General features: G+C 71.9%; 12 protein-coding genes. 6 read left to right on the plus strand and 6 right to left on the minus strand.

Annotated elements, in window-relative coordinates:
* Positions 1-10 precede the first annotated feature (10 nt).
* From AB0N16_RS04680 to AB0N16_RS04690, 3 genes are all read left to right on the plus strand, one after another.
* Complete coding sequence (locus AB0N16_RS04680) at positions 11-2,332, plus strand: GH92 family glycosyl hydrolase (RefSeq protein WP_365793043.1); 2,322 nt, start codon at positions 11-13, stop codon at positions 2,330-2,332.
* A gap of 159 nt (positions 2,333-2,491) precedes the next feature.
* On the plus strand, positions 2,492-3,823 hold the full coding sequence (locus tag AB0N16_RS04685) for a wax ester/triacylglycerol synthase family O-acyltransferase (RefSeq protein WP_365793045.1): 1,332 nt from the start codon (positions 2,492-2,494) through the stop codon (positions 3,821-3,823).
* 103 nt (positions 3,824-3,926) lie between these two features.
* Positions 3,927-5,420 (plus strand): SDR family NAD(P)-dependent oxidoreductase, encoded by a 1,494-nt coding sequence (locus AB0N16_RS04690; RefSeq protein WP_365793047.1) that lies wholly within the window; start codon positions 3,927-3,929, stop codon positions 5,418-5,420.
* Between the two features lie 155 nt (positions 5,421-5,575).
* Here AB0N16_RS04690 and AB0N16_RS04695 read toward each other — a convergent pair whose 3' ends face one another.
* Positions 5,576-6,334: an SDR family oxidoreductase gene (locus AB0N16_RS04695; protein WP_365793049.1), complete on the minus strand. Its 759-nt coding sequence runs from the start codon at positions 6,332-6,334 to the stop codon at positions 5,576-5,578.
* Between the two features lie 25 nt (positions 6,335-6,359).
* Positions 6,360-6,737, minus strand: a complete 378-nt coding sequence (locus AB0N16_RS04700; RefSeq protein WP_365793051.1) for a hypothetical protein — start codon at positions 6,735-6,737, stop codon at positions 6,360-6,362.
* Between the two features lie 487 nt (positions 6,738-7,224).
* On the opposite strand from AB0N16_RS04700, the gene AB0N16_RS04705 reads away from it, so the two are divergent.
* Both AB0N16_RS04705 and AB0N16_RS04710 read left to right on the plus strand, forming a co-directional pair.
* On the plus strand, positions 7,225-7,398 hold the full coding sequence (locus tag AB0N16_RS04705) for a hypothetical protein (RefSeq protein WP_365793053.1): 174 nt from the start codon (positions 7,225-7,227) through the stop codon (positions 7,396-7,398).
* 54 nt (positions 7,399-7,452) lie between these two features.
* Positions 7,453-7,935, plus strand: coding sequence for a GNAT family N-acetyltransferase (locus AB0N16_RS04710; protein ID WP_365793055.1), 483 nt, complete (start codon positions 7,453-7,455; stop codon positions 7,933-7,935).
* 6 nt (positions 7,936-7,941) lie between these two features.
* On the opposite strand, the gene AB0N16_RS04715 is transcribed toward AB0N16_RS04710, so the two are convergent.
* The 3 genes from AB0N16_RS04715 to AB0N16_RS04725 form a co-directional block, all read right to left on the minus strand.
* Positions 7,942-8,898, minus strand: a complete 957-nt coding sequence (locus AB0N16_RS04715; protein WP_365793057.1) for an SDR family NAD(P)-dependent oxidoreductase — start codon at positions 8,896-8,898, stop codon at positions 7,942-7,944.
* Between the two features lie 58 nt (positions 8,899-8,956).
* On the minus strand, positions 8,957-9,085 hold the full coding sequence (locus AB0N16_RS04720) for a hypothetical protein (RefSeq protein ID WP_365793059.1): 129 nt from the start codon (positions 9,083-9,085) through the stop codon (positions 8,957-8,959).
* Between the two features lie 70 nt (positions 9,086-9,155).
* The gene (locus AB0N16_RS04725) at positions 9,156-9,839 is read right to left on the minus strand and encodes an aldo/keto reductase (RefSeq protein ID WP_365793061.1); all 684 of its coding nucleotides are present in this window, start codon (positions 9,837-9,839) and stop codon (positions 9,156-9,158) included.
* A gap of 31 nt (positions 9,840-9,870) precedes the next feature.
* Here AB0N16_RS04725 and AB0N16_RS04730 point away from each other — a divergent pair, with 31 nt between their 5' ends.
* Entirely contained in the window at positions 9,871-10,452 is a 582-nt protein-coding gene (locus AB0N16_RS04730; RefSeq protein ID WP_365793063.1) for a TetR family transcriptional regulator, read from the plus strand.
* Between the two features lie 165 nt (positions 10,453-10,617).
* On the opposite strand, the gene AB0N16_RS04735 is transcribed toward AB0N16_RS04730, so the two are convergent.
* Positions 10,618-11,967: an amidase family protein gene (locus AB0N16_RS04735; RefSeq protein ID WP_365793065.1), complete on the minus strand. Its 1,350-nt coding sequence runs from the start codon at positions 11,965-11,967 to the stop codon at positions 10,618-10,620.
* Positions 11,968-12,134 lie beyond the last annotated feature (167 nt).

Consider the following 12,134-nt stretch of genomic DNA (forward strand, 5'->3'; position numbering starts at 1 on the left):
GTCATCCGACATGAGAGGGACCCGGCGCACACGGCTGTGCCTGGCCGTGGTGCTGACAGCGTCCGCGCTGCTCACCGCCCCCGCGGCAGGGGCCGCCGAACCGACCGACGGCCACCTCACCGACCTGGTGAACCCCTTCATCGGGACCCAGGACGAGGGCAACACCTTCCCCGGCGCGGCCGTGCCCTTCGGCATGGTGCAGCTCTCCCCGGACACCGGGCACAGCACCGGTTACGACTACGCCCAGCACCGGATCCGCGGCTTCTCCCTGGTCCACCTCTCGGGCGTCGGCTGCCGCATCGGCGGCGACCTGCCCGTCCTGCCCACCACCGGGGACGTCACACAGACGGACTACGCCCGGTACGCGGCCGGGTTCGACCACGCCGACGAGGAGGCGAGCCCCGGCTACTACCGCGTCGGCCTCGACTCCGGCGTCCGCGCCGAGTTGACCGCGACCGCCCGCACCGGCGTCCAGCGCTACACCTTCCCGGCCACCGACAAGGCCAACGTCCTGCTCAACGCGGCCCAGGCGCTGCACAAGCCGGTGAGCAGCGAGGTCGAGATCCTCGACGACCACACCGTCCGTACGAAGATCACCGGCCATGGCTTCTGCCGGGAGACCGCCCCCTACACCGTGTACACGGTGACCCGTTTCAGCCGTCCCTTCACCGCCTACGGCACCTGGAACGGCGCCGCGGTCACCCCTGGCGCCCGTACCGGAGCCGACGGCGCCTATGTCCGCTTCGACGCCACCCGGGACCGTACCGTCGAGGCCACCACCGCCCTGTCGTACGTCGACGCGCGCGGCGCCGAGGTCAACCTGCGCGCCGAGGGCGGCCGTTCGTTCGACACGGTACGAGGGCAGGCCCGGGACGCCTGGGAACGGCGGCTCGGCGGGGTGCGCGTCCAGGGCGGCGGCGCGACCCTCCGCCGTACCTTCTACTCGTCCCTGTACCGCGCCTTCCTGGCGCCCAACGTCGGCGACGACGCGGACGGTCGCTACACCGGCTGGGACCGGCGGATCCACCGCTCCGCGGGGTTCACCTACTACCAGAACTGGTCGCTCTGGGACACCTACCGCACCCAGGCCCAGCTGCTCGCCCTGCTCGCCCCGCGCGAGGCCCGGGACATGGCGCTGTCGGTGCTGAAGGTCGACGAGGACGGCGGCTGGCTGCCCAAGTGGGGCTACGGCACGGTCGAGACGAACATCATGACCGGCGACCCGGTCACCCCGTTCCTGACCACCGCCTACCAGATGGGCCTGCTCAAGGGGCACGAGGAGCGGGCGTACCGGGTGCTGCGGAAGAACGCCGACGGCCTGCCGCCGGCCGCCAACCAGGGCGTCGGCCGCGAGGCCAACGCCGAGTACCTCGCCGACGGCTTCGCGCCCTACGCCAAGGGCCGCCCGCACACCAAGGTCGGCGACTCCGACTACGACCACGGCGCCTCCGTCACCCTGGAGTACGCGCTGTCCGACGCGATGCTCGCCCAGATGGCCCGGGACCTCGGCCATGGCGCGGACGCGGCCCGCTATGCCACCCGGGCCCAGAACTACCGCAACGTCTTCGACCCCTCCACCGGCTTCTTCCGCGCCCGGGACGCCTCCGGCGTCTTCACCGGCGACCCCGACCCGGCCCGCGGCATCGGCTTCCACGAGGGCACCGCCTGGCAGTACCAGTGGCTGGTCCCGCAGGACCTGCCCGGCGTGATCTCCCTGATCGGCGGCGAGCACGCCACCAACCGGCGCCTCGACTCCTTCTTCGCCTACGACAGACTGCTCGCCGACCCCGAGAAGACCGCGCGCGAGGTGTGGGTGCACGGCAACGCCTACGCCTACTACAACGCGGCCGTCTACAACCCCATGAACGAGCCCGACCTCATCGCCCCGTACACCTACCTCTCCACCGGTCAGCCCTGGAAGACCACCGACGTGGTGCACGCGGCGCTCACCCTCTTCACCGACGGCCCGTCCGGGATGACCGGCAACGACGACCTCGGCACCATGTCCGCCTGGAACGTGCTGTCGTCCATCGGCCTCTTCCCTGTCCAGCCCGGTTACAGCACCTGGGGCCTGTCCACGCCCGTCTTCGACCGGGTCGACGTCCGCCTCGACCGCCGCTACTGGCCGAGCGGCGGCTTCACGGTGACCGCGCCCGGCACCTCGGCCGCCGACCGGTACGTCCAGACGGCCCGGGTCGACGGATCGGAGTACGGCCGGACCTATCTGACGAACGGTTCGCTGCGCACCCTGCGCTCGCTGGCGTTCACGGTCGGCCCGCGCCCGTCAGAGTGGGGTACGTCACCCGAGGCGGCGCCACCGGCGCTGAGGTGACCTCAGGTATCCCTTGAGTCCCGCCTCTTTCGGAGGAGGCGGGGCTTAATCTGCTGTTAACTGAGCGTAGCGTGATCGTACTTGACCGTAATCAGGTGTCGGCGTTTGACTGCGGTTGACTCCTGATCCCCCCTCCGTCGACGCGAGGCACCCTCTTTGATGACTGCGACTGCTGATCTGCTCGCCCCTCTCGATCTGGCTTTCTGGAACATCGAGTCCGACCGGCATCCGATGCACCTCGGCGCACTGGGCGTCTTCTCGGCGCACTCGCCGACCGCCGGCGCCCACGCGGCCGATCTGCTCGCGGCCCGCGCCGCCGCCGTGCCCGGCCTGCGCATGCGCATCCGCGACGTCTGGCAGCCGCTCGGATTCGGCGGTGCCGCCCGCGAGACCGACCCGGACTTCGATCCCCTCGACCACGTCCGGCTGCACGCCCCGACCGCCGACTTCCAGGCCGCCGCCGGCCGGTTGATGCAACGCCCGCTGGAGCGCGGCCGGCCGCCGTGGGAGGCGCATGTGCTGCCCGGCGAGGACGGGGTGTCCTTCGCGGTGCTGTTCAAGTTCCACCACGCCCTCGCCGACGGCCTGCGCGCCCTCAAGCTGGCCGCCGGGGTCATGGACCCGCTCGACCTGCCCGAGCGCGCCCCCCGCCCGATCGAGGCGGCGCGCCGGCTCCCGGCGCTGCCGGACGTGCGCAGGATGCCCGAACTGGTGCGCGGCGCGCTCTCGGACGTGGGCCGGGCCCTGGACATCGGCGCCTCCGTCGCCCTGTCCGCCCTCGGGGTGAGCTCCTCCGCCGCGCTGAGGTCGGAGCCCACCGGCACCCGCAGCATCGCCGGCGTCGACCTCGACATCGACGATGTGCACCGGGTCCGCAAGGCCGTCGGCGGCACCGTCAACGACGTCCTCATCGCCGTCGTCGCCGGCGCACTGCGCCGCTGGCTGGAGGAGCGCGGCGAAGGCACCGAGGGTGTCGCCCCGCGCGCCCTGATCCCCGTCTCCAAGCGCCGCCCACGCACCGCCACCCCCCAGGGCAACCGGCTCTCCGGCTACCTGATACGGCTTCCGGTCGGCAACCCAGACCCGCTCGCCCGGCTCGACCGCGTCCGCACGGCGATGGTCCGCAACAAGGACGCCGGCCCCAACCGGGGCGCGGGTGCCGTCGCGCTGCTCGCCGACCATGTGCCCGCCATCGGGCACCGGCTGGGCGGACCGCTCGTCGGCCAGGCCGCCCGGCTCTGGTTCGACATCCTGGTCACCAGCGTCCCGCTGCCGGGCCTCGGTCTGCGCCTGGGCGGTCAGCCGCTCACGGCCGTCTACCCGCTGGCCCCGCTGGCGCCCGGCCAGTCCCTGGCCGTCGCCATCTCCACCTACCGCAACCAGGTCCACTACGGCCTGGTCGCCGACGCGGCCGCGGTCCCGGACCTCGATGTGCTGGCCCGCGCGGTGACCGACGAGGTGGGCTCGCTGATCTCGGTCTGCGATCCATGATCCGGTCGGGTTTGGAGGTATTGCCCGGCGCTCCGTAAAATTCCCTGTTCGATAGCGGGCGCGAGTCGGAGCGCCGCTGGTGGATCAGGGAAGCGGCAGCGCGATGACGGTGACACAGGACGGCCCGACGGCCGAGGACCAGGTGGTCTACGGCCCGGGCATCGACCCCGAGCGGCTCGCCGTCTGCCTCAGCGTGCTCGAAGAGCTGGACAAGCTGGAGGTCGACCACCCGGACGCCATCGCGGTGCGCCGGGCCACGGCCGGCGTCTACCGCACGGTCAAGCAGCGCCGCCGCCAGGAGCGCCGGGCCGCCAAGACCGCGCACGACAAGGCGGTCACCGAGGCCACCGCGACCGGCTCCGCCGAACGCATCGACGACGAGACCGAGGGTCTGCTGCCCTCCTCGCGGACCGCGGAGGGCAGGATCGCGGGGATACTCCAGCGCCCGCGCTCCTGCTACACCTGCAAGACCCGCTTCGTCGAGGTCGACTACTTCTACCACCAGCTCTGTCCGGACTGCGCTCGCCTGAACCGCGCCAAGCGGGACGCCCGCGCCGACCTCACCGGCAAGCGTGCCCTGCTCACCGGAGGCCGCGCCAAGATCGGTATGTACATCGCGCTGCGCCTGCTGCGGGACGGCGCGCACACCACGATCACCACGCGCTTCCCGAAGGACGCCATTCGCCGCTTCAAGGCGATGGAGGACTCCGCGGCCTGGCTGCACCGCCTGGAGGTCGTCGGCATCGACCTGCGCGACCCGGCCCAGGCCGTCGCCCTGGCGGAGCGGGTCACCGAGGCGGGCCCGCTCGACATCCTGATCAACAACGCGACCCAGACCGTACGCCGGCTGCCCGCCGCCTACGCGGCCCTGGTCGACGGCGAGAGCGCCCCGCTGCCCGCCGGTGAACTCCCCGCCCACCACGTGATCGGCGCCTTCAACTCGGGTGCCGTGGACGGCCTCGCCGCGCTGCCCGTCGGCATCAGCGGCCTCGACGCCCAGCAGGTCGCCGACCTGGCGCTGGTCGCGGGCAACGCCAGCGTCGCCCGGCACCTCGAGGGCACCGCCATCGACGCGGGCGGCCTCGTCCCGGACGTCGTCGACACCAACACCTGGGTGCAGACCATCGACCAGATCTCCCCGGTGGAGCTCCTGGAGACCCAGCTCTGCAACTACACCTCGCCGTTCATCCTGATCAGCGCGCTCCGGCCGGCCATGGCCGCGGCCGCGAAGAAGGCGGCGCGCGGACGGTCGTACGTCGTCAACGTCTCGGCGATGGAGGGCGTCTTCGGCCGCGGCTACAAGGGCGCGGGGCACCCGAACACCAACGCGGCGAAGGCGGCCATGAACATGGTCACGCGGACCAGCGCGACGGAGATGTTCCAGACCGACGGCATCCTCATGACCTCCGTCGACACCGGCTGGATCACCGACGAGCGCCCGCACTTCGACAAGCTGCGGCTGGCCGAGGAGGGCTTCCACGCCCCCCTCGACCTGATCGACGGCGCGGCCCGCGTCTACGACCCGGTCGTGCGCGGTGAGCAGGGCGAGGACGTGTACGGGGTCTTCCTGAAGGACTACGAACCGGGCAAGTGGTAGACCCCGCTTGACCGTTGGCGGCCACCGGCACCGGCGCCCCGCTGTTCGGGAAGGCGCCGGTGTGCGGGTGTCTGCGGCGGAGGGGCCGAGGACCGGCGCGGGTCGCGGGCCCGCGCGGGTCGTGCGTGATTTCTCGCGCGGTTCCCCGCGCCCCTTCAGGCAGGCAGGTGTGCCGCTCGTACCCGGGTGCCGCCATCGACCACCAGGTCCGCTCCGGTCACCCACCGTGCGGCGTCCGAGCACAGCCACAGCACCGCCCCGGCCACGTCCTCCGGCTCCCCGATCCTCCCCAGCGGCAGCCCGGCGGCGATCTCCTCCTCCCGCGGCTCCCACATGAAGCGGGCCATCTCCGTGCGCACCAGCCCCGGGGAGACCGAATTGACCCGCACCCGGGGTGCCAGTTCCCCCGCCAGCTGCTGCGTCAGGTGCAGCAGCGCCGCCTTGCTGGTGCCGTACGCTCCCACGTCGGGGCCGACGTGCGCCGCGCCCTCCGTGCAGATGTTGACCACCGAGCCGCCGTGCTCCCGCATCCAGCCCCGCCACGCGCACTGCGTCAGCCGCAGCGGTGCCTCGACGTTCACCGTGAACGCGTCCCGCCACGCCCTGGGATCGGCATCCATGAGCGGCCCGTACGGCCGATTGGTGGCCGCGTTGTTGACGAGGATGTCGAGCCGCCCGAACGCGCCGAGCGCCAGCCGGGTCAGCTCCCGGGCGTGCTCCGGCTCGGCGACACTGCCGGCCAGGCCGGTCCCGCCCAGCTCCGCGGCGGTACGCCGGACCTCGTCCGGGTCCCGCGCGCTCACGCACACCAGCGCCCCGGCCGCGGCGAGCGCCCCGGCCACCGCGCGCCCGATCCCACGCGTACCGCCGGTGACGACGGCCGCCCTGCCCCTGAGCCCGTACGACGACGTCATCGCCGTACCGTCTCATGACGGACCGTCAGTCAACAGCCCCGAGGCGGGAGTTGCGGGACGCGACCAGTTCCAGGATGGTCCGCCAGTCCTCCAGGACGCCCGCGTCGAGCCCCGCGGTGCGGCTCTCCTCGTCGGCCTGCCGCAGCCGCAGCAGGTCGTCGTCGGTGGGGGCGCCGCCGCCACGTACCAGGTGGTAGACCCGCTCCCCGAGCAGATGCCGTACCGCGTGCGCGGCGCTGTCGGCCGGGCCCAGCAGTTCCTCGATGCCGTGCACCAGGCCCGCGACCTGGAGCTCCTTGTCGGCGGGGCGGCTGCGGCGCAGCAGAGCCGCAGTGCGCAGTGCGCGCTGGTGCCGGCAGGCGTACAGCAGATCCATCAGCTCCTCGACGCTGCGCAACTCCATGCGTCAGTCCTTCCGCGAGACAGCCGTTGTCCTGTGCCATCGGATCATGTCGAGTTTTCGACCCGGCCAACGCAACCTGAACTGCACAGCCCTGTGAAGGGAGCGGAGGCCCGACGTATCGAATTTGTGTTCGACAGCTTAGCCAGAGCGGGCGGGGGATAAGCGGGGCATTATGTTACGAAGTGATGTATTTACGGGCGCCCAAAGTGCGTAACGACTCGCGATAGTTACACCTTGTTTGCACTCCCTATCGAGCGGGCCTGTGCTCATTTGGTTAATCTGTAGGGGACGGACAGCAGTAAGGGGTCCCACCCACACCCACGGTCCGTCCCGGGACAAGCCGGTCGACAACGGCCTGCTCTCTTGTGAGTTACCGGCGCCACCGCGTCCGAACCGGCCTTCCATCCAGACCCGAGCGGGCGCTCAAGCACCGGAACGCAGGCCGTCCGGTACGCCCCGAGGGTGACCGACACATAAGGAGTGCGCGGTGACACCGGAGAAGACGAATCTCGAGCAGCGCCCCAAGGAACGCACGGAGCGCTCGGGCAGCCGGCCCGGACAGCTCGGCAGCCTCGACGTGTGGGCCCGGTCCGCCCCGATCCGCCTCGCGGGTTACGAGGAGGATCTCGCCGAGCCCCACATCCTGCCGAGCGTGGACTGACCGCCGGTCGATAATCCGCGATCGCCGACGCATGGGCGTGCGAGACTCACGCCCATGCACATCAGAGCAGCCACCGCGGCCGACTGGCCGCAGATCTGGCCCTTCTGGCACCGGATCGTCGCCGCGGCCGAGACGTACGGATGGGACCCCGACACCTCGGAGGAGGCGGCCCGCGCCCTGTGGATGAGCCCGGCGAAACGTGTCTACGTCGCCGAGGACCCCACCGGAGCCGTCGTCGGCTCCGCCTATCTCACCCCCAACTACGGAGGCCCCGCCGCGGGCGTCGCCAACGCCGGCTTCATGGTCGACCCCGACCAGGGCGGCCGGGGCATCGGGCGGGCTCTCGCCGAACACATCCTGGCGGAGGCCAGGAGCCACGGCTACCGGGCGATGGTGTTCAACGCGGTTGTCGAGACGAACCCCGCCGTGGCCCTGTGGACCTCCCTCGGTTTCACGATCGTCGGCACGATCCCGGCCGCCTTCGACCATCCGAAGCACGGGCTGGTCGGCCTGCACGTCATGTACCGCGCCCTCTGAGCACGGTCAGCCGACGAGCGCCTCGGACACCGACCACAGACGGGCCGCGTTGTCCCGGTCCAGGGCGTACGGCGCGACACCGCCGACCGAGCCGGCCCGCTCGGTGACCGGCTTGGCCTCCGCACAGTCCTCGAAGTAGCGGCCGGTGACGCCCGCCACGGTCGGCGAGGCGGCCAGCAGCACCGAGGTCGCGGCGCCCTGCTCCACCGTCTTCTGCGGCGGCAGGGTGAGTTCGCCCGAGGCGATGAACGCGGCGACCTGCTGCATGTCCATGTGCCGGGCCAGGTTGGTGTCGGCGATGTTGCCCGGCATCAGGGCGTTGGCGGTGATGCCGTCGTCGGCCCAGCGCTCGGCGGCGGCCACGGCGAACAGGATGTTCGCGGTCTTCGACTGCCCGTAGGAGGTCCACGGGTCGTAGGGGCGGAACCGGTAGTCCAGGTCGTCGAAGACGACCGGGGAGAAGAGATGGCCGGTGGAGCTGACCGAGACGATCCGTGCGCCGTTCGCCGCCGCCAGCGCCGGGTGCAGGCCGGTGGTGAGGGCGAAGTGCCCGAGGTGGTTGACGCCGAACTGCTGTTCCCGGCCGTCGGGCGTACGGGTGATCTCCGCCGGCGCCATCACTCCGGCGTTGTTGACCAGGATGTGCAGCGGGCCCTGCCAGTCGGCCACGAAGGCGGCGACCGTCGACCGGTCGGCCAGGTCGAGCCGGGCCACGGTCAGCTTGCCCGACTCCGGCGGCAGTTCCGCCGCCAGGCGTGCCGCCACGCGGTCGCCCGCGTCGGTGTTGCGCACGGCCAGGGTGACGTCGGCGCCGGCCGAGGCGAGGGCGCGGGCCGTCTCCACCCCGATTCCGGAACTGGCTCCGGTCACCACGGCCCGTCGGCCGTGCAGGTCGACGCCGTCGACGACCTCGGCGGCGGTGGTGGTGGCGCTGAAGGTGCGGGGGGATTCGGGTACAGACATGTCGGGTGTCTCCTGAGTTGAGAAGTGGATCGGGCCGGGCTGTGCCCGGCCCGGTTGCCTACCGGGACGCCGGCGTGGCGCCGACGGGGGTCCAGCACTGGTTGTCGCCCTCGCGGGTGACCCGGCCGAACACCTCGTCCGTGAAGTGCCCGGGGCGATCACCGTGTCCGGCCGCCCGAGCACGCATGTCGCGCACCTGCGGGCCTGGTCGGGAGCGACGTCCTTTCGAGATGCCGCGGGTCGGGGAGGGCGGGCGCTCAGCCGCCCAGGGTGCCCATGTGCTCGGGCGCGTAGCGGTCGCCGGCGACCGCGCCGTGCGGGGCGACCGCCTCGATGGCGGCGAGGTCGGCGCCGGTGAGCGTCACCTCGGTCGCGGCGACGTTCTCCTCCAGGGAGCGGCGGCGCTTGGTGCCGGGGATGGCGACCGCGCCCTGGCGCTGGACCCAGGCGAGGGCGAGCTGACCGGGCGTGATGTTCTTCTCGGCCGCGATCCGGCGGACCTCGCGGACGACATCGAGGTTGCGGTCGAAGTTCTCGCCCTGGAAGCGCGGGTCGGTCCGGCGCCAGTCGTCCTCGGTGAAGTCGGCCGGGCTGGTGATCGCGCCGGACAGGAAGCCGCGGCCGAGCGGGGAGTAGGCGACCAGGCCGATGCCCAGCTCCTTGAGGGTGTCCAGGACACCGTCGTGCTCGATGCCGCGCTCGAAGAGCGAGTACTCGACAGCAGGGTGACGCCCAGCTCCAGCGCCCGGTCGATGGTGGCCAGGGACTCGGTCTCGTCGGTGGCGCCGTAGAAGACGCTCATGCCCATGAGGCCGAGGCCCTGGACACCGACGGTCAGGGCCCGGCCGCCGAGTGCTCGCTGTTCCATGATGAGGTTCCCTCGATTCCCTAACTAACTGGATAGATACACGACCGTAGACCCGCCTGCCCAGCGATGTCAATAACTAGATAGTTACTGTTAGGGTGGTGGGCATGTCACGCGATTCCAGCGCCACCAAGGCCCGGCTGCTCGACGCGGCCTTCAGCGAATTCGCCGCCTACGGCATCGCCGGTGCCCGGGTGGACCGGATAGCGGAGACCGCGGGGGCGAACAAGCGGTTGATCTACGTCTATTTCGGCAACAAGGAGCAGCTCTTCGACGAGGTGCTGCAGCGGGCGATGACGGCGGGCGCCGAGTCCGTGCCGTTCGACGTCGAGAACCTGCCCGGATACGCCGGGGCGATCTTCGACCACCTGGTGGCACGGCCGGACCTGATGCGTCTACGGCTGTGGAAGCTGCTGGAGCGCCCCTCCGCCACCGGACTGGAACACGACGCGTTCCGCGCCAAGGCGGCGCTCGTGGCCGAGGCACAGCGACGCGGCGACCTCGATGGGGACATGGCGCCCGACGACCTTCTGACCATGGTGCTGGCCGCGGCCCAGGCCTGGTTCTGGGCCGCCGAGGGCGTCGACCCCAAGGAGGTCAGCGAGTCCTGGCCGCAGGAGCGGCTGGCCCTGCACCGCGAGGCGGTCGTCGAGGCGGCCCGCCGGATGACCGAGCCCAAGAAGTCGTAGCTGGTGCTGTGACCGGAAAGGTTTGCCGGGAAGCTCGCGACGTCCGGTGCGGTGCGTCGCAAGGCGGAGCATCACCCGCGTACGGGATGTACTCGGGTGGTGCGACAACGCGGCGAGGTGCCGTGCCGGGCGTCGCGAGCCGGTGAACCTCCCCGGACAGCACAACTAGGGCCTGTCGACGGGCGCCGTCCGCTGCCACGGCCGCAGGGTCTCCAGCGTCTGGGCCACCGCCAGCAGGACCGCCTCCGAGCCCGGCCGGCCCACCAGTTGTACGGCGCACGGGGTGCCCGAGGGCAGGGTGCCGAACGGCACCGACATCGCAGGCCAGCCGGTGAGATTCCAGGCCGGGGTGAGCGGTGAGTAGGTGGATCCGGCCAGCGCGTTGCGCAGCCAGCCGCGCTCGTGCCAGGGGGCTGCCTCCGGGGCGCGGTGGGCCAGCGCCGGGGTGAGCAGCACGTCGTACTCGGCGAAGAACGGGGTGAGCCGGGCGCGCAGCCGCTCACGGGAGTCGCCCGCCCGGACCCCGCTCAGGAAACGGCGGCCGATCGCCGCGTGCACCCGGGTGCGCCGGGTCAGCAGCGCCGGGTCCAGATCGGCCGCGTCCACGGCGGTCCCCGCGGTCCAGTGCCGGAGCGCGGTGACACCGATCGACATCGGGTACGGCGGCTCGGCTCGCCGCACCTCGTGCCCGGCGCCTGCCAGCAGCCCGGCCGCCTGCGCCACGGCGTTCGTATACGGCCTGCTCACGGTCGTCCCGACCAGCGGGCTGCGCCGCGAGACGGCGATCCTCAGCGGACTGCCGTGCGCGGTGTTCTCGAACCCCTTGTCCGCGAGGACCGAGAGCATCAGCCGGGCGTCCTCGACGCTGGTCGCCAGCGGACCGTTCTCCGACATGCCGAACCAGTCGCCGTGGCCGATCCCGGCCGGGACCACCCCGAACCCCGGCTTGATGGTGACCAGACCGCAGTTGGCCGCCGGGATGCGCAGCGAGCCCATGCCGTCGTTGCCGAGGGCGATCGGCGCCAGCCCGGCGGCGACCGCGGCCGCGCTGCCGCCCGAGGAGCCACCCGCGCTGCGCTGGGTGTCCCACGGATTGCGGGTGATGCCGTGGACCCCGTCGGTCGTGCCGAAGACACAGAGTTCGGGCACGTTCGTCAGCCCCACGACCACCGCGCCCGCCGCCCGCAGCCGGGCCACGGTGGCATGGTCGGCGTCGGCGGGCGTGTCCGGCGTCGCGGCCGAACCGTCGAGATGCGCCTCGTCGCGTACCGCCAGGTTGTCCTTCACGGCCAACGGCACACCGGCCAGTGGGAGTTCACCGAGGTCGGCGTGGGCCGCGACCTCGTCCGCCTCGGCGAGCGCCGCCTCGGCCCGGACCTTCCGGAACGCGCCTATCCGCCCGTCCAGCCGTGCGATCCGCTCCAGATGCTCGGCCACCACCTCCCGGGGAGTGACCCGCTTCTCTCGTACGGCGGCGGCGATTTCGGCGGCGGTCCGGCCGACCCAGCTGGTCACGGGCGCTCCTGGGGGTGCGAGAGAGGCTTACTCGTCGGTACGAAAGGGCACTCTGCCTCGCCGCGGGCTTCCCGTCGAGAGCATCGACCGCCGGTCACGCGGGTGAGGTGTGCCCTGGACCGGCCGTCGGTGTCCGCCCTGTTCCCACAGGTCATCCGACCACTTCC

Origin of the sequence: Streptomyces sp. NPDC051105 (assembly GCF_040682795.1) — a bacterium.
GTDB lineage: Bacteria > Actinomycetota > Actinomycetes > Streptomycetales > Streptomycetaceae > Streptomyces.